At 66.3% G+C, this 22,089-nt stretch carries 19 protein-coding genes; 8 read left to right on the top strand and 11 right to left on the bottom strand.

Features of this window, described 5'->3' with window-relative positions; translation table 11 throughout:
* Positions 1-55: 55 nt before the first annotated feature.
* Together NO363_RS07060 and NO363_RS07055 are read right to left on the bottom strand one after the other, a co-directional pair.
* The gene (locus NO363_RS07060) at positions 56-868 is read right to left on the bottom strand and encodes a hypothetical protein (protein WP_256683940.1); all 813 of its coding nucleotides are present in this window, start codon (positions 866-868) and stop codon (positions 56-58) included.
* Positions 869-945: 77 nt separating this feature from the next.
* Positions 946-1,860, bottom strand: a complete 915-nt coding sequence (locus tag NO363_RS07055) for an acetamidase/formamidase family protein (protein WP_256683939.1) — start codon at positions 1,858-1,860, stop codon at positions 946-948.
* A 138-nt stretch (positions 1,861-1,998) separates the two neighbouring features.
* On the opposite strand from NO363_RS07055, the gene NO363_RS07050 reads away from it, so the two are divergent.
* Together NO363_RS07050 and NO363_RS07045 are read left to right on the top strand one after the other, a co-directional pair.
* Positions 1,999-3,468, top strand: coding sequence for an amidohydrolase family protein (locus NO363_RS07050; RefSeq protein WP_256683937.1), 1,470 nt, complete (start codon positions 1,999-2,001; stop codon positions 3,466-3,468).
* 321 nt (positions 3,469-3,789) lie between these two features.
* A complete protein-coding gene (locus NO363_RS07045) occupies positions 3,790-5,169 on the top strand; it encodes a uracil-xanthine permease family protein (RefSeq protein ID WP_256683936.1) in 1,380 nt (459 codons plus the stop codon).
* 67 nt (positions 5,170-5,236) lie between these two features.
* Here NO363_RS07045 and NO363_RS07040 read toward each other — a convergent pair whose 3' ends face one another.
* From NO363_RS07040 to glpA, 5 genes are all read right to left on the bottom strand, one after another.
* Complete coding sequence (locus tag NO363_RS07040) at positions 5,237-6,151, bottom strand: DUF7551 domain-containing protein (RefSeq protein ID WP_256683935.1); 915 nt, start codon at positions 6,149-6,151, stop codon at positions 5,237-5,239.
* A 113-nt stretch (positions 6,152-6,264) separates the two neighbouring features.
* Positions 6,265-7,437, bottom strand: a complete 1,173-nt coding sequence (locus tag NO363_RS07035) for an ABC transporter substrate-binding protein (RefSeq protein ID WP_256683934.1) — start codon at positions 7,435-7,437, stop codon at positions 6,265-6,267.
* A gap of 102 nt (positions 7,438-7,539) precedes the next feature.
* Complete coding sequence (locus NO363_RS07030; protein WP_256683932.1) at positions 7,540-8,901, bottom strand: anaerobic glycerol-3-phosphate dehydrogenase subunit C; 1,362 nt, start codon at positions 8,899-8,901, stop codon at positions 7,540-7,542.
* A 5-nt stretch (positions 8,902-8,906) separates the two neighbouring features.
* Positions 8,907-10,184 (bottom strand): glycerol-3-phosphate dehydrogenase subunit GlpB, encoded by a 1,278-nt coding sequence (glpB, locus tag NO363_RS07025; RefSeq protein WP_256683930.1) that lies wholly within the window; start codon positions 10,182-10,184, stop codon positions 8,907-8,909.
* A complete protein-coding gene (glpA, locus tag NO363_RS07020; protein ID WP_256687919.1) occupies positions 10,174-11,925 on the bottom strand; it encodes an anaerobic glycerol-3-phosphate dehydrogenase subunit GlpA in 1,752 nt (583 codons plus the stop codon). The genes glpB and glpA overlap by 11 nt, the downstream gene beginning before the upstream one ends.
* 271 nt (positions 11,926-12,196) lie before the next feature.
* Between glpA and NO363_RS07015 the strand changes: the two genes are divergently transcribed.
* From NO363_RS07015 to NO363_RS06995, 5 genes are all read left to right on the top strand, one after another.
* Entirely contained in the window at positions 12,197-13,426 is a 1,230-nt protein-coding gene (locus NO363_RS07015; RefSeq protein ID WP_256687917.1) for a Cdc6/Cdc18 family protein, read from the top strand.
* A 162-nt stretch (positions 13,427-13,588) separates the two neighbouring features.
* Positions 13,589-15,121: a glycerol kinase GlpK gene (gene glpK, locus NO363_RS07010; protein ID WP_256687915.1), complete on the top strand. Its 1,533-nt coding sequence runs from the start codon at positions 13,589-13,591 to the stop codon at positions 15,119-15,121.
* 1 nt (position 15,122) lies between these two features.
* Positions 15,123-16,196, top strand: a complete 1,074-nt coding sequence (locus NO363_RS07005; RefSeq protein ID WP_256687914.1) for a DUF7973 family transport facilitator — start codon at positions 15,123-15,125, stop codon at positions 16,194-16,196.
* A gap of 8 nt (positions 16,197-16,204) precedes the next feature.
* Positions 16,205-16,378 (top strand): hypothetical protein, encoded by a 174-nt coding sequence (locus NO363_RS07000; protein WP_256687913.1) that lies wholly within the window; start codon positions 16,205-16,207, stop codon positions 16,376-16,378.
* 139 nt (positions 16,379-16,517) lie between these two features.
* Complete coding sequence (locus NO363_RS06995) at positions 16,518-17,447, top strand: sulfide-dependent adenosine diphosphate thiazole synthase (RefSeq protein ID WP_256687912.1); 930 nt, start codon at positions 16,518-16,520, stop codon at positions 17,445-17,447.
* A 141-nt stretch (positions 17,448-17,588) separates the two neighbouring features.
* On the opposite strand, the gene thiM is transcribed toward NO363_RS06995, so the two are convergent.
* The 3 genes from thiM to NO363_RS06980 all read right to left on the bottom strand — a co-directional run bounded on the left by thiM (position 17,589) and on the right by NO363_RS06980 (position 19,586).
* On the bottom strand, positions 17,589-18,425 hold the full coding sequence (thiM, locus tag NO363_RS06990; RefSeq protein ID WP_256687911.1) for a hydroxyethylthiazole kinase: 837 nt from the start codon (positions 18,423-18,425) through the stop codon (positions 17,589-17,591).
* Positions 18,422-19,057: a thiamine phosphate synthase gene (gene thiE / locus NO363_RS06985; RefSeq protein WP_256687910.1), complete on the bottom strand. Its 636-nt coding sequence runs from the start codon at positions 19,055-19,057 to the stop codon at positions 18,422-18,424. The genes thiM and thiE overlap by 4 nt, the downstream gene beginning before the upstream one ends.
* A gap of 109 nt (positions 19,058-19,166) precedes the next feature.
* On the bottom strand, positions 19,167-19,586 hold the full coding sequence (locus NO363_RS06980) for a GlcG/HbpS family heme-binding protein (RefSeq protein ID WP_256687909.1): 420 nt from the start codon (positions 19,584-19,586) through the stop codon (positions 19,167-19,169).
* A gap of 163 nt (positions 19,587-19,749) precedes the next feature.
* Here NO363_RS06980 and NO363_RS06975 point away from each other — a divergent pair, with 163 nt between their 5' ends.
* Positions 19,750-21,186, top strand: a complete 1,437-nt coding sequence (locus NO363_RS06975) for an MATE family efflux transporter (protein WP_370525588.1) — start codon at positions 19,750-19,752, stop codon at positions 21,184-21,186.
* A gap of 131 nt (positions 21,187-21,317) precedes the next feature.
* On the opposite strand, the gene NO363_RS06970 is transcribed toward NO363_RS06975, so the two are convergent.
* Positions 21,318-22,076, bottom strand: coding sequence for a Nif3-like dinuclear metal center hexameric protein (locus NO363_RS06970; RefSeq protein WP_256687908.1), 759 nt, complete (start codon positions 22,074-22,076; stop codon positions 21,318-21,320).
* Positions 22,077-22,089 lie beyond the last annotated feature (13 nt).

The raw sequence follows: 22,089 nt of genomic DNA, 5'->3' as shown, positions 1-22,089 counted from the left end.
GGGCGTGCTCGACTTTCGAGCTGAATTCGGCCGATGCGGGCGACTGTGGCGGCGTTCAGTCGTTGTACCGAGCGACCAGCGCCAAAATCGCGAACACGACGAGCAACAGCGTGCCGGCGATGGTGAACAGGCTGATCGATCCGAGCCAGTCGAGTATCCCTCCGCTCTCGCCCTGTGGCTGTGTGGTCGCGTTCGCCGCCTCGGACGGGGTCGGCGATGCTGTCGGCGTTGCGGATGGCGTCGCCGTGGTCGTCGAGGGTGTGTCCGGCGTCGGTGTCGCCGTCGACGTTGCTGTCGGTGTCGCGGTGGCTGTGGCCGTCGTCGTCGGCGTCGCGGTAGCCGTCGATGTCGGTGTGGACGTCGGCGTCCGCGTTGGCGTCGCCGTCGGCGAGGCAGTTGTCGGCGGTGCGGACTGTGGGAACGTCGCGGGGTCGACTTGCGTACCATTGACGGAGACCTCCGCGGGCCCGCCGGAGACGTTCAGCGCGGTGATCCGCCCACGAAACGTGAAGTTGTCGACGCCGTTGAGCGCCGTCGAGCCGGACGCCGTCGCTCCGTTGATCGTATCGGGCTGATCCGCACCCGTGAGATCGGCTCCCGGTCCTGGCTCGATATTGCCACTGACCGAGATCGTATAGAAGACGCGCTCCTCGCCCGTGCTTCGGATGGTCACGGTGTTCGGCGTCGACTGTTGAAGCTGTTGCTGTGTGGGTACGTCGGCAGCCGCTGCTGGACTGCCGTCGGCCATCGCTGGACCGCCGCTGGCTGCCGCGAAACCAGCGCCGAGGAGACACAGAGCGACGACGCTGACGCAACCGACCCGCCACCACGTCCGACCATCCCGCCGTTCGGCTTGCTGCTCTTGCATGGCGATGTTCAGTGCTTGCGTCGACCGTCGCGCGTGGCGTTCATCACCCTAGCGGTTCGGGATCGGGAGCACGAAAGTTACGCAGTGCCGAACGGATCGTCGAGATACTCCATCGGAACGGCGTTTCGCACCGTGACGAGCGGGTCGACGACCTGGCTGATCTCCAGACCACCGACGAGACTGGAGAACAGATACGCTTCGGTCGTCTCCCAGTCGTGCATGGCTTCGAGCAACGTCATCAGATCGCGATTGGCGAGCGTCGCGGCGACCTCCATCGTTTCGGCGCTCGCGATCGTCTTCCACGCCGCGTCAGTTTCGACCAGCGGTCGGTCGAGCGAGACGGTCGGATCGGACACCACGTCGAGGGTGATGTCGATCTCGGTCCCGATCTCGACGCCGGTGCCACACATCTCCCCGTCAGCCATCGCAGCCTTCGCGTCGCCCATTGCGAGCATCGCACCGTCCTGGAAGACCGGGAAGTACGCCGTCGTGCCGGCGGTCATATCCGTCGTGTCGAGATTCCCGCCGTGATCGTGCGGGACGAGTGTCGAATAGGAATCGGCGGCCGGTGCGACCCCGATCGTTCCGATGACCGGCTGGATCGGGACGGCAACGTCCCCGAACTCGACGGTATCCCCATCAATGGGCGTCATGCGCGTGAACGGGTGCTCGATGTCGGCTGCGTCCTGCTGGAGGCCGAACGCTGGTGCGGTGACGACGCGGCCGCGATCCTCGGTGACGCGTATCGCCTCGATATCGACCCGGAGGACGTCGCCCGGTGTGGCTCCTGCCACGGTGATGGGACCGGTCGCGGCGTTGACCTCGTCCGGGATCGACTGCAATCGGTCGGTATCCTTCTGGATCGCCCCTTCGAGACTGTCGACCGTCTCGACGGTCAGCGATTCGCCGTCCGCAGCGGTGTAGGCTGGTTCGAGCGCCGGCGTGAACTCGTAAATACGATTATCCGTATACGATACGGTCGTTCGTGACATTACTGAATGGTTCGAGGGGGACGAGCAAAAAACCACCTGCCGGTACGTTGCTTCCGTCGGTCGACCCGCATGGGTCCGACAGTACTGAGGAGTGATAGCAAAGAACATGTTTATACTGTCGGTGATTGACCGAAGAGCATGGTCGAACTGCTCGTCGAGAACGGTCGCATCGTGACGATGAACCCGGCGCGCGACGTCATCGATGACGGCGCAATCGCCGTCGACGGGGGCGAGATCGTCGCTGTCGGACCGATGGCGACGATCACCGACCAGTACGATGGCGATCGGATCGTCGATGCGAGCGGTCACGCCGTCCTCCCTGGGTTCATCGATCCGCATACGCACGTTGCGGACATCCTCGCTCGTGGCGGCGTGAGCAACGAGCGGGCGCTGTACGACTGGCTGTTCAACGTCAAAAAGCCAGCAATTTATGCCATGACGCCCGACGACCACGCCGTCGCGTCGGCGCTGTTCGTCACCGAGGCGCTCCGTGCGGGGATCACGACCTTCGTCGAATTCCCCGAGGTGTTTCTCATGTGGGACGACGAGTCCGACGCGATCCTCGAAGCGAAATTGAACGAGTACGACGCCGCGGGCATCCGGAACGTCTACGCGCAGGCGTTTCGCGACAACGACGATCTCCCACGCACCCTAACCGACTTCGTCGATCGCGTCACGCGGAAGGAATCGGCTGTCGAGCACGTCCCGATGGACGCCTCGTTGAGTGGGACCGACGCCGCCCTCGAACGGGTCGGCGACGTCTTCGATCGGTACCACGATCCGTCGCCAGACAGCCGACAGCAGGTCTGGATCGCACCCGAGAACGTCGTGACGGCGACGGACGACGGGCTGACCGCGGCCGCCGAGTTCGCCGAACGCCGGGAGACGATGACGACGACTCACGCCTCGGAGACGGTCCACGAGGAATACGGCGAGATGAGCCATGTGGAGTACCTCGACGCCGTCGACTATCTCGGCGACCGGACAGTGTTAGCTCACTGCGTGCACGTCGACGAGCGGGACGTTCGGCTGTGTGCGGCGACCGACACGAAGATCGTCCACAACCCGCTCACGAACCTGGTTCTCGGCTCCGGCGTCGCACCGGTCCCCACGATGACCAACTACGGAGTCACGGTCGGTCTCGGCACCGACAACCCGAGCGGCAACGACACGATCAACCCGCTCTCGGACATGCAGTACGCCGCCCTCATCCACCGGGCCGACCGCCGGGATGCCGGAGCCGTCACCGCCGAGAAGGCCCTGGAGATGGCGACGATCGACGGGGCTCGCACCATCGGCCGGGCGGACGAGCTCGGTTCGATCGAACCGGGCAAGCGCGCCGATCTGGCGCTCGTCGATCTCGACTACCCGCAGCTGACGCCGATCCGGAACATCGCGTCGGCACTGGTCCTTCAGACACACGGCCACGAAATAGATACCGTCGTCTGCGAGGGCGAGATCGTGATGGAGAACGGGACAGTGCCCGGCATCGAGGAGCGCTACCCGAACCTTCTCGCGGAATCGCAAACACGTGCCGATGACGTACGCTCCCGTGTGGGCCTGGATTCGGTGGCCGATCGTGAGTGGACCAGTCGCTCGGCCAACTGACTCGCTCCATCGCGGAGGTATCCCGGGTCGGGTTCCGAACGTTCCCTGGACCCGGTAGCCGCTGCCAAACGGAACGGACGACTATCGACGCTGCTCTCACGGATCTCGGCGTCGCAAACGAGCTTTCGATCGAACGTCCCGGTCCGTGGTCTCTATCCGTGCCATCACGCCCGTGTGTCGTTGTGAACGCGACGGAGATCGCTGTGAGCGCACGCTGGATCGAGGGTTAATAATAATCGTATATAAGTATGCAGTGATACGAGGTGTGTTTCTCAAACGAGCCTATATATAACCACACCCATACTTGCGTAACGTGGTATCATGTCACAGGAATCCGCTGATCACATACAATACGAATTAGACGACAAGCCGCCACTCCCCGAGGCGATACCGCTCGGCCTCCAGCACGTGTTCGCGATGTTCCTCGGGAACGTCGCACCGCCGCTGATCATCGCGGGTGCCGTCGGGCTCGCGACCGGCAGAACCACGTTCTTGGTCCAGATGGCGCTGCTCGTCGCGGGCGTGGCGACGCTCGTCCAGGTGTTCACTGTCGGTCCCGTCGGCTCGAACCTCCCCGTGATGATGGGGACGAGCTTCGCGTTCGTCGGCCCGCTCGTCGCCATCAGCACGCAGTTCGGCTTACCGGCGGTGTTCGGTGCCTGCCTCGTCGGCGCGTTCGTCGAGGTCGGTATCGGCTTCTCGTACGACTACATCGACCGGTTCTTCCCGCCACTGGTGAGCGGGATCGTCGTCATGCTGATCGGGCTGACGCTCATCCCGGTCGGGATGGACTACGCCGCCGGCGGCGCGGGTGCCGCCGACTACGGCTCGCTGATGAACATCGGGCTCGCCTCGCTCGTGTTCTTCGTCACGCTCGGGCTGAACCAGTTCTTCACCGGCTTCCTCCGGATCACGAGCGTGTTCCTCGGCATCCTGGTTGGCTACATCGCCGCCATCGCCCTCGGCGTCGCCGACTTCTCGGCGGTCGCCCAGGCCGGCTGGATCGCGATCCCGACGCCGCTGGAGTTCGGCATCGCCTTCGAGCCCAGCGCCATCATCACGATCGCCTTCCTCTACGCCGTCACCGCGGTCGAGACGATCGGCGATATGACCGGCATCGTCGCCGCGGCGAACCGCGAGCCGACGCGCGACGAGATCCGCGGCGGACTGTTCGCCGACGGTATCATGAGCGCGATCGCGGCGATCTTCAGCGCCTTCCCGAACACGTCGTTCTCGCAGAACGTCGGCGTCATCAACTTCACGGGTGTTCTCAGCCGGTACGTCGTCGCCATCGGCGGCGGACTGCTGATCGTCGCCGGCTTCGTCCCGAAGGTCGCCGCGCTCGTCACCGCGATGCCTGACGCCGTGCTCGGCGGCGGCGCGCTCATCCTGTTCTCGACGATCTTTTCGAGCGGCGTCAGCATCATCGACCGCGATGTCGATCTCAACCACCGGAACACGACTATTCTGGCGGTCTCGGTCGCGCTCGGGCTGGCCGTCGAGTTCCGGCCGGACGCCATCGCGAGCTTCCCCGAACTGTTCCAAACGGTGCTCGGCTCGGGACTGATCATGGGCGGCATCAGCGCACTCCTGCTCAACATCGTCATTCCCGGATCGGGCGATGCGGACGTCGAACCCGAACCGCCCGCCGACGCCGAACCGTCCATCTCGGGTGACGGTGGCGTCGTGGACGAGGACTGAGATCCACAACGCACGAAACTGACCCTCCCGTCCCGGTTTCCGAACGCGATTTTTGCTGGCCAGTCGATCAGCAGTTAGCAACGATCGGCGCGCTCGCCACCCCGATCGGATCGGTTTCGCATGCGGGTGCGAACCGGATGCGCCAGCCGTCGTCGATTGCTTCGACCCGAACCGGTACCGGTAGCCATTCCGATCGACGACGAGAGAGTTCGACGACCAGCGGGAGGGTCGGGAGCCGCCCGTCGTGTGGCGTCAGCGCGTACTCCGACAGCTCCATCACGACCGACCGCACGCTGTCATCGGGTTCGGTCGCGCCCGACGAACGAGCCGAACCACGGAGTACGCCGCGGTCACGGAGATACGCGAGCGTCGCCGCGACCGGCTCCGCGTCGGTCGATAGGACGGGCGAAGAGAGACGACGCGCGGCAGCCGAGAGGACGTCACGCTGGGCCGTCGGATCGAGTCGCGTGTCGAGTTCGACGGCCATCCCTTCGAGCAGGCGGAGACAGAGATCGTCGGGTTCGGAGATGGTCTCGGCGAGGTCGAAATACCGGTCCATGACGGCCGTTTCGACGGCGTCGTAGCCCGCTTCGGAGAGCGTCTCGAAGACGGCGGCGGCGGTGCGATGGCAGAACTCGACGAGTTCGCGGCGCTCGGCGACCGCCCCTTCGGCACCGGGTTCGATGCGACGGCCCCTCGCTGACGAGCGCCGATTCACCGGATCGTTCCCGTCGTATCGCGGTGTATGTTGCTGGACGATCACGTCGTGATAGGGAAGCTGTGGATCGTACCGGCGGAGCGCCGCCCGGTACTGCTCGGTCGCCTGTGCGGCCGCGCGGGCGGTGGAGCGATCCGCGAAGTGGTGGTCGGCGGCCGGAACGGGTCGGTCGCCGTACCGGCTACAGACGAGGCTGTACTCACCGTCCTCGCTGGCGAGCGATTCGATGTGGTCACGGATATCGCCGAGCGTCGTCCCGATCATGGTCCGCTACCTCTGTCCCTCGATCCGCCGTCCGGCGGTGGCGCTTCGGCGCGACACAACCGGCTGCCGATCGACGATTCGATTCGCACGGCTGGTGGACGATGCGTTCCGGATCACGGCGAGACGTTCCCCGCGACGATGTCGGCGACGCGCTGGCGGTCGAACAGCTGTTCGTCCCGATCGAATTCGTCGGGGTAGAGCTGCCACGCGCCGCGCTCGGTCCACGCGAGGTTGATGATCGGTCCCTGGTAGATGCCGGCACCGCGGTACACGTCGCCGTTCTCGACGGCGGTCAGCTGGCTCGCCACGTCGTGGTTCTGCATGAACGAGACGAGCGTGTCCTGAAACTCCTCGCGGGACATGCGTTCGAAGCGACCGCCGCCGTCCCACATGAGCAGGGCGTCCGGATCGGCCTCGACCACCGTCTCGTAGTCGATCGTCCCGCCGGAGACGTAGTAGTCCTCGATGCCGGCTTCCTTGAGGGCGCTCGTGGCACCGAGATCGCGCCACTGTTTGTACGATGTCCCCTCGTTGATCGGGTAGGGATAGAACTTCTCGGGCTCGTTTGAGGAAACGAGGAGGATTGCCACGGAGGGACGCTCTGATTTCGGCGGGAGGCGCTCTCGCACCCGACCGACGACCTCGTCGTGGAGCTGCTCGAACGCACGATAGCGCTGCTCCGCGCCGAAGACCTGCGCGAGCTTCCTGAACGCCTCGTAGAGGCTGTAGTACCGGTGATCGTGCCACTGGAAGGCGTGGGAGTAGATGCTATTGCCCAACACGGGGCCGACGTTCTCGCGGATCTCGTCGAGATCGGCCTGCTTCCACTTCGATCGGCTCAGTACGAAGACGGGATCGAACACGTGGACGTCGGCACCGAGCTCGTAGAACCGCTCCTTGCTGAGCGACTTGCCCCACAGCTGGTCGAGGTCCTTCCAGTGTACGTCGATACCGGGGATGTCGTCGTAGACGTGCGTGTGATACCGGTTGGGTCGCCAGAGCCCTTTCGGCGGCTCCCGGCCGAGCGCGATGCCCATGTCCGCCCAGCTGCCGTTGTTCGCGATCCACGTCTTCGGAACGCTCTCGAACTCGACGTCGCCTACCGGTGCCATCGCCACCGAGTACGAGTTCGCCCGCCCTGTCGTCCCGGTGGAACCGTTCGTCCCGTTGCCCGACTCGCCCTTTCCCGTACAGCCCGCGAGCAGTCCCCCGCCGACCGCCGCGCCGCCGTACTTCAGACAGTCGCGTCGCGTCGGTACCCGGTGTGTCGCCGGCTCGGTGTCCATACGATTTAGGCCAGCCTAAAACGGTATATCGGTTTCGGTTTTTAGGCTTGCCGAAATCGGGGGAAAGGGCGACGATAGCCGGGATCGTCGGCCGTATCGACGTTACGAACCCGTGACCAGCGCCTCTTCGAGCAGTTCGAGCGGGTGGCGGATCTCGTAGCCGGTGCCGTGCTCCATCTGCATCGCGCAGGTCGGACACTCGGTCATCCCGGTCTCGCCGGCGGCGTGCTCCATGTGTTCGAACATCTCCTCGCCGATCTCCATCGAGTAGTCGTACTTCTCCTCTTTCCAGCCGTAGGTGCCCGAAATCCCCGAACAGGAGTCGCCCACGTCCTCGATGGCAACACCGTCGAGGTCCGAGAACAGTTCGACGGCCTGCGTGTCGAGCCCCTGGTTGCGTGCGTGACACGGCGCGTGATAGGCGAACTCGCTTCCATCGACGCTGGTTTCGTCGAGCGCGCCCTCCAGGTCCTCGTGCAGGCGGAGGTACTCGACGCCCTCGTAGGTGTGTGCGGCGACGTCCTCGATGCCATCCAGATCGAACAGTTCGGGGTATTCCTGGCCGAGCGCCATCGAGCAGGAGGTACAGGAGGCGACGATCTCGGCTCCGTTCTCGATCGCTGCGGCGAGGTTCTTCACGTTGGTCTCGGCGTGGCGGCGCGCGTCGCCGAGCATTCCGTTGGCGAACATCGGCGTGCCCGAACACTTCTGTGGCGGGACGAGGACCTCGTAGCCGAACTCCTCGTACACCCTGACCATCGCCTTGCCGACCTCGGGCGTGTTGAAGTTCGAGTAACAGCCGTGGAAGTACGCGATCCGCTTGTCGGGATTGGAAACTTGTGCACCGCCGCGAGCGGCCCACCACTCGCGAAAGGTCTGGTCGGCGAACTCGGGGAACTCCCGCTCGCTGGTCACACCCATCGTCTTCGCCATCGCCCAGCGCGCCGGCCCGAAGTTCATGACGAAGTTCGCGACGCTCGGCATGAAGGAGGCGAGCCACGCCGACGTGTGGTAGTTCGCGAGGATTCGGTTTCTGAGTCGTTCGACGAGTCCGTCCTGGCCCTCACGGACGATGTCGAGCGCCTCGCGCAGGTTGCCGTCGGCGAGCGCCGACAGCGCCTCCCGGCCGAACCGCTGGTTCTCGACGTACTCGCCGCGGGCGGTGTTGTGCATCTGGCTCAGCGGCACCGATGAAGGGCAGGCGTCGTCACAGCGCATGCAGTTCGAACAGGAGGTGATCGAGTCGTCGATCTCGTGACCCTCCGTGCGCTTGAGCCGCCACTGTTCCGGTCCCTGAAACTTCGGACCGGGGAACTCGTCGTCGACCTCGGCGACCGGGCAGGACGTATCGCACGTCGAACACTTGTAGCAGTCGTCCGCGCCCGGGCGGAGATCCATCTCGGTCGTCTCGAAGACGTCCACCGGTTCGAACTCGTCGGCATCGTGGGTTGGTGCGTCGCTCATGTGTATCACTGGTTCGCCGCCGCGCCCGCCGCACGGCCGGCCGCGTGACCGGTCGCGAGCGAGATGCCGCTGCCCGATTTCTCCGCTGCGAAATCCGCCCCGCCGAGGACACTCCCGGCGGCACGGAGGTTGTCGTACTCCGTCCCTCCAGCCGCATCGAGCGGCCGCAGGTCGTCGTCCACCGTGACCCCGAAGCGCGCGAACGGGTGGTCGCCGAACGCCTCGTCGTCGAACCACTCGTAGCGGTCGTCGGGATGGGGGACGTGACAGTCGAAGACCGGCTCGACGACCCCCTCGCGATCCGAGTCGATTCCTTTGCCGACCAATCCCCCTGTCGCGAGCACGAACTCGTCGGCATGGAACGGCGTCGGTCGGCCGTTGCGGTCGGTCGATACGCTTCGAATTCGTCCGTCGTCTGCGTCGAACTCCACGACGGGATTGCCGGTCGTCCGGCGCACGCCCGCCTCGGCGAGCGCTTCCTGGAACAGCGTTTCGAGCCCCAATCCGAGCAGGCTCGGCGGTCCCATCGGCACCTCGAACACGTCGATGCCGAGAGCTGATTCGAGCGCGTTCCGGACTTCCTGGGACTCCTCCTCGCCGAGCACCGCCGGAAAGCCGATCCGTTCGGCGTCACCGAGATGGGATTCGACCGCTCGCACGAGCGCGCGCCGCACCGGCATCGATCCATTCGCGATTTCGACGGTCTCGTCATCGTCGAGTGCGCGGGCGGAGCGCGTCACGCGCGAGTCGGCCCTGAAATCGCCCGGGAACGCGACGGTGACGCCACGTGTCGCTCCTGGAACGCCGGCGGCAGCGAGGTGGTCGGCCGCGAGCGGTGCGTCGAAGGCGGTCAGCGAATCGAACCCCACGAGCAGCGTCTTTCGATCCTGGCTCGCCAGCCCCGGAGCCACGCGCGTCGGGTAGCGCGCGGTCGGCTTTACGGTGCCGCCGTGGGTCGCCACGAGCGCGTTCGCGTCGGTGTGGGTTCCTCGATAAGCGTCGCCGGTCACGTCGTCGAACAGGGACAGTCCCGCTCGCACGGCATCGTCCCCGACCCGCCGGTAGGGATGGGTTTCGGGGAGCGAGGGGAGCGCGTCGAACGGGTCGGCGACGAGTTCACCGTCGGCGTAGCCCAAAATATCGACGAGTCCGCTCGCGTGTCGGAGCGTGCTCTTCTTGTGCGAGAGCAGTCTCACCCGCGCACCCTCACGCGCTGCTCGAAGCGCGGCCGTCATGCCGGCGAGACCGCCGCCGATCACGCAGACGTCGTCCTCAATCGCCACGGTCGTCCTCCTCGTCGTCGGTTCCGTCGCGCCCACCAGCACGACCGCCGTCGGCCGCCGCTTCCGGTGTAGGCGGGCCTGCATCGAAGCGGTCGTATTCGATTCCGTCGTCCGACGCCGCCGGATCGCGATCCCGGTTCATCGTGGTCGCGTGGAGCGCGTGGTTGAGCATCGCCTGCGAGAGCTGTTCGCCCCAGAGCGCGTGGCGCTGACCCTTCCAGCGCTCCTCGTACAGTTCGTCGAGTGCGGTTCTCGTCGTCGCTTCGTCGTACTCGGGATGGAGCAGTGCGGCGATCCGATGGGCACAGAACCCGCCCTGGCAGTTGCCCATCGAGGCGCGGGTGCGGATGCGCGTCGCGTTCAGATCGGTGCCCGCATCCGCGATCGCGTGGTCGAGTTCCGCGCGCGTGACTGCCTCACAGGTGCAGACCACCGGGTTTGGATCGTCGGTTTTCAGCACCTCGTCGGCCTTGCTCCCCAATCGTTCCGTGCTCCGACGGCCGACCGGCGAGCGCAGCCCGAACTCCTCCATGTAGTCCCGGAGCACCGAGAAATCCTCGCTCCCCGGAAGAGGTTGCTCGGCGGTGCGACAGACTCCCTCGACGCCGAGTTTCTCGCAGACGTGGTCCGTAATCCCTTCAGCCATCAGTCGGTAGGTCGTGAGCTTGCCGCCCACGATCGACGTCATCCCGGCCAGACTGTCGCGATCGGCGTGGTCGAGCAGGAAGAACTGCCGCGTGATGTCGGTCGGGTCGGTCGTCCCAGTATCAGGAGGTTCGTACAGCGGGCGCACGCCCCAGAAGGACCTGATGGTTCGGGCCTCGCTCAGGATCGGCACGAGCTCCGAGAGGGTGTCGATCATCATGTCGACCTCCCACTGCTCTTCGGGGTAGTCGTCGGGATCCTCGACTTCTTCATCAGTTGTCCCGAGGATGCAGGCCGTCTCGTGAGGGACGATGATGTCGGCGTCGCCCTTCGGCCGACAGCGGTTGACGACCGTATCGACCTGGCGCGTGTTCATCACGGTCATCACACCCTTCGACGGGCGGACCTCGACCTCGACGCCCGCCATCGCGCCCAGCTCCCCGGCCCACGCACCGGTCGCGTTCACCACGTGATCGGCCTCGATGCGCTCGGTCGTGCCCGGTTCGTGGTGTGAGCGTTTTCCGGGACCGCTCTCGTGGCGCACCTCGACACCCGTCACTTTGCCGTCCTCGACGAGCACGTCCGTGACCTCGGCGTGGGTCTCGATGCGCGCACCGTGTTCTTCGGCGTCGGCGGCGTTCGCGACGCAGAGTCGAAAGGGGTCGATGGCCCCGTCGGGCACTCGGATCGCGCGCTCGACGTCACGAGTGAGATACGGCTCGATCTCCCTGGCTTCCTCGCCCGAGATCACCTCGGCCGGAATGTCACAGTCGCGACAGCCCGCGAGCTTCTCCTCGAAATACTCGTCGTCGTCGGCGGGCAGCTGGACGAACAGCCCGCCGGTCATCTCGACGCAGTGGCTCGCGATCTCGCGGAGAACGCGGCTCTCCGCGATGCACTCGGCGGCGCTCTCCTGATCCGAGACCGCGTACCGCCCGCCGCTGTGGAGCAGCCCGTGCATCCGGCCCGTCGTCCCGTGGGTGAGATTGCCGCGCTCGACGAGCGTGGTGTCGACGCCACGCAGCGCGAGATCGCGCGCGATACCACAGCCCGTCGAGCCGCCGCCGATGACGAGCGCCTCGGTTTCGGTTGCCATCTGTCCGTGTGTGCATGAGGTTCCACACGGTTTATTTTATCGGTGGGGGGTTAGTGGCCGTAGATAACGGCCATCCAAGGGGAAGCGGGCGGTGGACGAACCGAACGATCGGTCCGGTTCTCCCGATCGATCGCCGAGGTAGCGACGGTTGTCGTCGCCGTCCGCACAAGGCTTATCACTGCATACAATGATTTACGGCCGAACACGTGTCAGTAGTAACAGACAGCGGACGGGAGAACGGGAGGGGGACGGACGGCGAGGAACGGCGTCGATGGCGACGAGTTCGGTCGATCGGCGGTCGACGGCCGCGCCGGTACGGTCGATAATCGTGGATCTCGCTGCTCGCATCCGACGGCGACGGGAGTCGGTTGGGGAGACGCGGGTCGTGCTCGACTACCACGCGATCAGCCCCATCGCCCACGTCGACGAACCGACCAACCGAGGGACGGTGCTCGAACGCCTGCTCGACTACGTCGATCCGGTGTTCGACGGCCGCCTCCCGCCGAACGCCTACGTCTGGGGGCCATCCGGGAGCGGGAAATCGGCCGTCGTCACCGCGTTGCTTGACCAGCTCCGTCGCGTGGGGACGCGTTCCGGTTCGGTGATCCACACCTCGACCCGCGGCGGGACGAACGCGGCACCGTCGCTCGTTTACGTCGACACGCGCCACGCGAGCAGCGAGTTCGGCCTCTATCAGACGGTGCTCGACGGGATGCTCGACGAATCGGTGCCGAAACACGGCGTCGGGACGGATACGCTCCGCTCGCGGCTGGCCGAGACGCTCGCGGACGATCGCCGGCTGCTCGTCGCGTTCGATCACGTCGACGAACCCGGTACGCAGTCGCTCGCGTCGCTCGTCTCGGCGTTCGACGGGATGATGGATTCGCTCTCGTGGCTCGCCATCGGCCGTCGGCCGCCGTCGGAGCTCTCGATCGACGGCCCGCCCGAGCGCATCGAGGTTCCGGCCTACCGCGACCTCGCGCTGGTCGACATCCTGACGGCCCGTGCGTCGGCGGGGATGGCGCGACGGGCCATCGAGCACGAACAACTCCGCCGTATCGCCGTCTGGGCCGACGGCAACGCCCACGACGCGCTCTGTGTGCTGTTCGCGGCGGCCGACGAGGCGGCGCTCGCGGGGGTTTCGGGCGTCCGCGAGCACGATCTCCACGTCGGCATGGATGCCCTGCCGCGGCCGGCGGTCTCGCTCGGGCGCGTGTTCGCGCTCTCGGCGAATCGCCAGCAGGTGCTGGCCCGGCTCGTCGAGATCGACGACGATCAGCGCGCGTCGGTCGACGCCGCGGCCACCGCCGTCGCCGCCGCGCCGAGCGTGGAGCTCTCGGAAGGGACAGTGAAGCGCCTGCTCTACGAACTCGCCGAGATCGGGATCGTCGAACGGGTGAGCGAGGAGCGGTCGGTCGGCGCTGGCCGATCACCGAGCCGCCTCGAACCGCGGTTCCCGACACGGGTCTTCGGCCGGCTTCATAGCCTCGCGAACGCGTAGCGAGCGGGATGGATCGCGCGTCGCTCCACGCCGAGAAGCTGGCCGGCCGCCGAAACCACGGCCTGCGCAAGGTTTATGTGAATAGAAGATACTGTTTACGGACGGATACATGGTAGCAGTAAAAACCGGTCGAACCGCGCGGCGTGCGGACGGGAGCCGACGATGAGCGAGGGGACGTACGTCGGCGCGATCGACCAAGGGACGACGGGCACGCGGTTCATGGTGTTCGACCACGGTGGCGGGGTCGTCGCCAGTGCCTACGAGAAACACGAACAGTACTACCCGGAACCGGGCTGGGTCGAGCACGACCCGATGGAGATCTGGGAGAACACGAAGTCGGTCATCGGCGACGCGCTCGACAGCGCCGGCATCGACGCGACGCAACTCGACGCGATCGGCGTCACCAACCAGCGCGAGACGACACTGTTCTGGGACGCCGACACCCGTCGGCCGATCATGCGGGCGATCGTCTGGCAGGATCGCCGGACCACCGACCGGATCGAGGGGCTCGAAACGAACGGCAAGGCCGAGACGATCCAGGACAAGACGGGGCTCGAACCCGACGCCTACTTCTCGGCGACGAAGGCCGAGTGGATCCTCGACAACGCCGATCCGATCAAGCTCCAGCGCTCTCGCCCGCAGGACATCCGCGAGCGCGCCGCCGACGGCGAGGTGCGCTTCGGGACGATCGACTCGTGGCTCATCGAGAACCTCACGGGCAACCACATCACCGACGTGACGAACGCCTCCCGGACGATGCTGTTCAACATCCACGAGATGGACTGGGACGACGAGCTCCTGGAGGAGTTCCGGGTACCGCGCGCGGCGCTGCCCGAAGTCCGTCCGTCGAGCGACGAGAACCTCTACGGAACGACCGACGCGGACGGGTTCCTCGGTGCCGAGATCCCCGTCGCCGGCGCGCTCGGCGACCAGCAGGCCGCCCTCTTCGGTCAGACTTGCTTCGATCCCGGCGACGCGAAGAATACCTACGGCACCGGGTCGTTCTTCCTGCTCAACACCGGCGAGGAGGCCGTCGAGAGCGATCACGGCCTGCTCACCACGATCGGGTTCCAGCGCTCGGGCGAGCCGGTGCAGTACGCCCTCGAAGGCTCGATTTTCGTCACGGGTGCGGCCATCGAGTGGCTCGAGGACGTCGAACTGCTCGATAACGCGATGGAATCAGAAACCGTCGCCCGCAGCGTCGACTCGACCGACGGGGTCTATCTCGTCCCTGCCTTCACGGGACTGGGCGCACCCCACTGGGACGGGCGCGCACGCGGGACGATCGTCGGGATGACGCGCGGGACGGAACGTGCACACATCGTCCGCGCGGCGCTCGAATCGATCGCCTTCCAGACCCGCGACGTGGCCGAGGCGATGGAGGCCGACGCGGGGATCGAGATCGACGGGCTCCAGGTCGACGGCGGTGCAGTGAAGAACAACTTCCTCTGCCAGCTTCAGGCGAACATCGTCGGCACCGACATCGTGCGCCCGGAGGTCGACGAGACGACGGCGCTCGGCTCGGCCTACGCCGCCGGGCTCGCCGTCGGCTACTGGGACGACCCCGAGAAGCTGCGCGATAACTGGCGGGTCGACCGCGAGTTCACGTCCGACGAGGATGCCGAGGTCGACGGTCGCTACGAGCGGTGGAGTGAGGCGGTCGAACGCTCACGCGACTGGGCACGGGAGGCCTGAGGTGCACGCACTGCTTCAGCTCCCGATCATCGGCCTCGGCGTCGAGGAGTTCGTCCTGCTGTTCATCGCCGCGCTCGCCGGCGGAGCGTTCGGGGCAGCCCTCGGTGCGCTCCCCGCGTTCGTCTTCACCGGCTTCGCGATCTTCCTCGGCGAGGGACTCAACATCCTCCAGGGGGAACTTGCTTCGAACGTCGGCTCACTTGGTGCGGGATCGCTCGGCGTGGACCTGACCGGTACGATCGGCTTCGGGATGGTCTTCGGCCCGCATATCTCCTTCGCGGCCGGCGTGGCCGCCTCGGCCTACGTCGGCAAGAAATATCCCGAGATGGAGCCCGACGGCTGGGACTACCATCCAGGAAAAGTCATCACGGAGGCATACGGCACGAAACCCGACATCCTCGCGGTCGGCGCGGTCTTCGGCGTCGTCGGCATGCTCATCAACCAGTTGGCGAGCGGGATCGGCTTGCCGACCGACGGTATCGCGCTGTCGGTCGTCCTGACGGCGTTGCTCGCCCGACTCGTCTTCGGCTACCCGCTGGTCGGTTCGCCGTCCGGCTCCTCGCTGTTCGATATGTCACCGTTCGAGCGCGAGGAGCAGCGTGCGGTGGCCGACGGCGGTACCGACAGCATGCGGCTGGCGACCGAGCCGTGGCTCGGCCACCAGTACAAGTGGTCCGGCGTCGCCTTCATCGGCGTCGTCGGCGGGATCCTCAGCGGCTACATCTGGATCGAGACCGGGAGCATCTTCCTCGGCTACGCCTTCTCGGCGATGAGCCTGCTCTTTCTCAACCTCGGCGTCGCGAAGATCCCCGTCACCCACCATATCACGCTGCTCGGTGCGGTCGGGGCCATCGTCGCGACGGAGATGATCGGTGGTCCGATCCCTGCGATCCTCGGGGCCGCTCTCTTCGGCGGACTCACCGGCGTCATCGGCGAGGCGACCCAACGGATCTTCTACTCGCATTCGGGGACGCACGTTGACCCGCCGGCGATGGCGATCGCGGTCGCGATGACCATCGTGGGTGTGCTCTACCTCGTCGGAATCATCCCGACTTCGGGCTACCTCGGTCTCTAACCACAACAATGTCACATACACCAGAACGACCGGAGCTGTACGTCTGCATGGACTGTCAGAGCGTCCACGCTGGGAACGTCTCGGGCGGCCCGGCGGACCATCGGTACGACGCCCCGGGCGAGTGTGCCGCCTGCGGGGGCACTGAGTTCGTCGAGATGGAGAATTACCCTCACGTCGGCTGAACGGCGCGACGAACGGCGACGAACCGTACTTTTCTCGATCATTCCTCGAAATCGGCCAGTGGCGACGCCATGCGAACACGATCGACGGGACACCGACGATGGAAAGATATATTATTCACCGGTAGTAACACTGGGTTGCATGACGGAACAGTTCGAGCAGTTCAGCGACGTGGGCGAAGCACAGGTCACCCGAGCGATCGGTCAGGAGTGGACCGAGGAGTTCATGGACTACACCGAGTCCGACGTGATCATCGTCGGCGGCGGCCCCTCGGGGCTGATGGCCGCCAAGGAACTCGCCGAGCGCGGCGTGAAGGCGATGGTCGTCGAGAAGAACAACTATCTCGGTGGTGGGTTCTGGCTCGGTGGCTTCCTGATGAACAAGATCACCGTTCGCGATCCCGCACAGACGGTGCTCGACGAGATCGACGTCGACTACAAGCGCTCGCAGGACAGCGAGGGGCTCTACGTCGCCAACGGTCCCGAGGCGGCATCGGGCCTCATCAAGGCCGCCTGTGACGCCGGCGCGAAGATGCAGAACATGACGGAGTTCACCGATATCGTGGTGCGCGAGGATCACAAGGTCGGCGGCATCGTGATGAACTGGACACCCGTCCACGCGCTCCCGCGCGAGATCACGTGTGTCGACCCCATCGCCGTCGAATCCGACCTCGTCATCGACGCGACCGGTCACGAGGCGATGGCCGTCTCGAAACTCGACGAGCGGGGCGTGCTCGACGCACCCGGCATCGCCGACGCCGCCGAGAACGCCACCGGCATGGACCAGACTGAGGACGGCCAGTACGGCGCTCCGGGTCACGACTCGCCGGGTCACGACTCGATGTGGGTCGGCCAGAGCGAGGACGCGGTCGTCGAGAACACGGGCGTCGCCCACCCCGGCCTGATCGTCTCGGGGATGGCGACTGCGACGACCTACGGCCTCCCCCGGATGGGGCCGACCTTCGGCGCGATGCTCCTCTCGGGCAAGCGCGCGGCCCAGGCCGCCATCGACGAACTCGGTGTCGACGCCGAGCCCGTCGACATGAGTTCGCCCGCACCGGCTGACGACTGAGACGATCGACGCATTCCCGAACCCCGATCCCGATCGGCGGCCCCATCTCGGACCCCGATCGATCGCCGGTTCGCCGGCATCGCTACGGCGACGGCTGCTAGTACTCCACCCGTAGCATCCCGGCAAACGCGGCTTCTTCCCCTATTCGTCGCTTCGCACGGCCAGTTCGATCCGCTCGGCCGGATCGATGAGTTCGTTCACCGAGAGCCCGGCGACGGCGTCGTGGAAACACGTCCGGTAGCTGTCCGGGCCGGCGTACTCGCCGAATCTCTCGTCGGCGGCGGCCTCGCCGGCGAGTCCGAACGCGAGCGTGCCGGCGAGCGCCGCTCGTTCGTCGTCCAGCGCGGCCGTGAACACCGCGAGCGTCATCCCGAGCATGCAGCCGGTGCCGACGACCGAGCCGAGCAGTTCGTCGCCGCCGTGGAGTTCGAACGCCTCGTCGGCGGTCGCGACGATGTCGACCGCGCCGGAGGCGACGACGACGCTGTCGGTCTCGCGCGCGCAGGTGATGGCCGTCTCGGCGATGTCACCGTACTCGCCGACCGATTCGACGCCGCGGACGGTCGCGTCTTCGCCCGCCAATGCGGTGATTTCACCGTAGTTGCCACTGACGATGCTCACGTCGAGCTCGGTCGTCAGGCGCTCGGCGACCCGATCGCGAGTCGACGTCGAGCCGACGCCGACCGGATCGACCACGACGGGCGTTCCAGCCTCGTTCGCCGCCTCGCCGGCGGCCACCATCGCTCTCTCGCCGCTCTCGCTCACCGTCCCCATGTTGAGCAGGCAGGCGTCGGCGGCCGCAACCATCTCGCCGACTTCGCGCTCGTCGTCGGACATCACTGGCAGCCCACCCCAGTGGAGGGCGATGTTGGCCACGTCGTTGACCGTCACGTCGTTGGTGAGCGCGTCGATCAGCGGTTCGGTCTCGTCGACCGCGTCCAGAGCGTCGGCGAGATCGAGTCCGTCGAGCGCGCTCATTGAGCCACCTCCTCGACGGTATCGGTGAGCTGTCGCGTCGCGGCCGCTGGATCGTCGGCGGCGGTGATCGCCGAGATGACCGCGACGCCGTCCGCACCGGCAGCGACGACGTCGCGAGCGTTCTCGGGTGTGATGCCGCCGATGCCGACGACTGGGATATCGACGGCGGCCACGATGTCGGCGACGGTCTCGGTGCCGATCTCCGCCTCGGCGTCGGGGACGTCCTTGGAGGTCGTCGCGTAGATCGCGCCGACACCCAGGTAGTCCGCACCCGCGCGTTCGGCGGCTTCGGCTGCTTCGACCGTCGAGACCGAGCGGCCGATACAGCGTTCCGGTCCGAGAACCTCGCGCGCGGCGGGGATCGGGAGATCGTCGTCGCCCAGGTGGACCCCGTCGGCGTCGACGGCGGCCGCGATGTCGGCCCGATCGTTGACGACGAAGGTGACGCCGGCGGCACGCGTCTGCTCGCGCAGTTCCTCGGCGAGTTCGTAGCGCTCGCGGACGGTCGCGTTCTTCTCGCGCAACTGGACGGTCGTCACCCCGCCGTCGATCGCCGCCGCGACGATCTCTTCGGTCGAGCGGTCGCGCGAACGGTTCGCCTGCGTCACGAGACACGCGCCGGAAACATTCATGCGTTGTATGTCGAAGTGGTCGCAGGGACGGCATATGAATGTCGGTCGTCGCGTTGGCTCGTCAGGGATCTGCTCGTGAGCGCTTCCGAGTTCCCGATCGCGCGGGTGGCTACTCCGCCAGTTCTTGGAACTTCTCGACAGCAGCCTCTGCGATCTCGACGTCCTCGTCTGGCATCCCGCCGCTCGACCCGACCGCCCCGACGATCTCGCCGTCGACTTCGAGCGGGAACCCGCCGCCGAAGACGACGAGTCGGCCGTCGTCGTTCGTCTGGAGTCCGTACAGCGGGCCGCCAGGCTGGACCGCCTCGGCGAGTTCGTGCGTCGGCATCTTCAAACCGGCAGCCGTGTAGGCCTTGTTCCGGGAGATGGTGACGCTCGGGAGCCACGCGCCGTCCATCCGGTGCTGGGCGACGAGGTTGCCCTCGGCGTTCGACACCGTGAGCACCGACGGCACCCCGATCTCCTCGGCGTGCTGTTCGCCCGCTTCGATCACCGTCGTCGCTCGTTCGAGTGGGATCGTCGCTACCATCGTCCGTTCGTTTCACTCCAGTGTACAAAAAGGTGGAGGCCAACACGACCATGCCGCGGAAAACGCTGTCATGTCATTGTGGAGGGTACATCACGGTCGATTATATATGTTAGTTCGATGAGAAAGAAAACCCCTTTAAACACCCGTCACGAACCCTTTAACGTTGAAATTTCGCGCGTCAAACCCCGTTCGGTTAGTCGTACTGTACATCGGTCGGCTGCTCGTTCGTGCCGGATTGCTCGAATCCGAGCGAGCACGTCGCACGACGAAGCTCGCCTGGCCACGCATCATCACCGGCATCGCCCGGATGTCGAAGAACGCCATCGACATCGCCATGATCGGTATCGCGCTCGGCTCGACAGCGATCGCCGGCGTCGGCTTCGCCAGTCCCTACTGGGGGTTCGCCTTCGCCATCGGCGGCGGCATCGCCGCCGGCACGATCGCGCTCGTTTCACAGCGCTACGGTGCGAAACGCCTCGGCGACATCGATCGCGCCGTCCGATCGAGCGTCGCCGTCGTGGTCGCGCTCACGCTACCGATCGTCGCCGCGCTCTGGCTCGTCCCCACCCCGCTGGTCTCGCTGCTCGGCGACGACCCGGCGGCGATCACCTTCGGTGCCGACTATCTCAAGGTCGTCGCGCTCGGCATCCCCTTTGCAGCGCTCAATCTCATCGGCAGCCGTGTCTATATCGGTGTCGACGACGCCCGGACGCCGATGATGCTCCGTAGCGCCGGCGCGCTCGCGAACATCGTCATCAACGCCGTGTTGATCTTCGGCTTCGGCCTCGGCGTCGTCGGCGCGGCGCTCGGCACCGTCCTGTCGAGCGCGGTCGTCACCGGCCTCTTCGCCATCGGACTCGTCCGGGGTCGCCTCCCGGGTCTCGGTACACTCCCCGTGCAGATCGACCCGCGCGGGAGCTATCTCGGCACCGATATCCGCCACGTCGTCTCGATCGGGACGCCCGTCATCGGTCGTGAGCTCGTCTTCACCGTCGCGGAGTTCCCGATGCTCGTCATCGTCGCGCTGTTCGGTAGCGACGTCGTCGCCGCCTACGTCATCGCGCGGCGCATCTGGGGCCTGATGAACACGCCCGGCTGGGGCTTCGGTCTCGCTTCCTCCAGCCTAGTCGGCCAAGAACTCGGCAGTGGCCACGAGGAGACCGCCGAGGCGTACGGTCGTGAGATCGTCCGCTTCGCGGTCGCGGTCTATCTCGTCTCGGCGGGACTCGTCTTCGTCTTCGTCGACGAGATCGTCGCCGCGTTCGTCGGCGACCCCACCTCGTCGGTCGTGCCGGTCGCGGTCTCTCTCGTCACGGCAGCCTGTTTCGCCATCGTCCTTCGGGGGGTTTCGGGCGCGGCCGCCGGCCCGCTCGACGCCAGCGGCGACACGAATTGGACGTTCTACAGCCAACTGCTCGGCATCTTCGGCGTCGCCGTTCCGGTCGCCTACCTCGGTGCGACGACCTCGCTCGGGCTCGCCGGGCTCTCGCTGGCCTTCCTCGCCGAGACGACCGTGCCCGCCGTGCTCAACTACTACCGCTTCCATAGCGAGAAGTGGAAACAGGTGAGTCGGGGCTACCGCTCGGACGCCTCGGCGTAGGCTGCTCGCACTCGACGATAAAATAACTCCACCGTCGGTTGTCACCGAACTGTTCGACTCGTCCCGCGACTGCTTCTCTCCGCTTTCCCTGGTTTCGCGACACCCACCAACCGAGTGAATGGCTCTCGCGACTACAGCCCGGTCGGACAGTCGATGAACGTCGTTTCGGTGCCCCACTCTTCGGCGAGCGACTGGAGCGAGCGCACGCCGAACGTCTCGGTCGCGTAGTGCCCGGCGAGGAACACGTGGACGCCGGCCTCACGCGCCTCGTGGTAGAGTTTCTGTTTCCCCTCGCCGGTGACGAACGCGTCGGCACCCCTTTCGACGGCCTCCTCGAACCAATCGGCGGCGGCCCCGGTCGCGATGGCGACGTCCTCGATCTCGTCGGGCCCGAACTCGAGCGCCGTCACGCCGTTTTCCGATCCACACTCGGTCGCAAGCCGATCGCGGAGTTCCGCGGGCGCGAACCCGGAAGCGCGCCCCGATTGGCCGATATACTCGTCGCCGAGCGCGCCGAACGGCTCGCGATCGTCGAGCGCGAGCGCGTCGGCGATACCGGCGGCGTTGCCGAGCTCTTGGTGGCCGTCGAGCGGGAGGTGCGAGACGTACAGCGCCATGTCGTGCTCGAAGAAGGGCGCGAGTCGGTCGTGAATGGGGCCGGTCGCGCGCTCGAACTCGCCCCAGAACAGGCCGTGATGTACGACGAGTGCGTCAGCGCCCGCATCGGCGGCGCGCTCGGCGGTCTCGATCGCGGCATCGACTGTGAAGGCGGCGTCGTCGATCTCCTCCGGTCCGGCGACTTGGAGACCGTTGGCGCTCGCGTCGAGATCGGCGTAGGCGGCGGTGTCGAGGCGGTCGTCGAGACGCTCGACGAACGTTTCCGTGTCCATAGCGGGCGTTCGC

It is taken from the genome of Halococcus qingdaonensis (assembly GCF_024508235.1).
Classification (GTDB): Archaea; Halobacteriota; Halobacteria; order Halobacteriales; family Halococcaceae; genus Halococcus; species Halococcus qingdaonensis.
The sequence above is the reverse complement of the archived record's forward strand: the minus strand, read 5'-3'. Positions and strand labels throughout refer to the sequence as shown.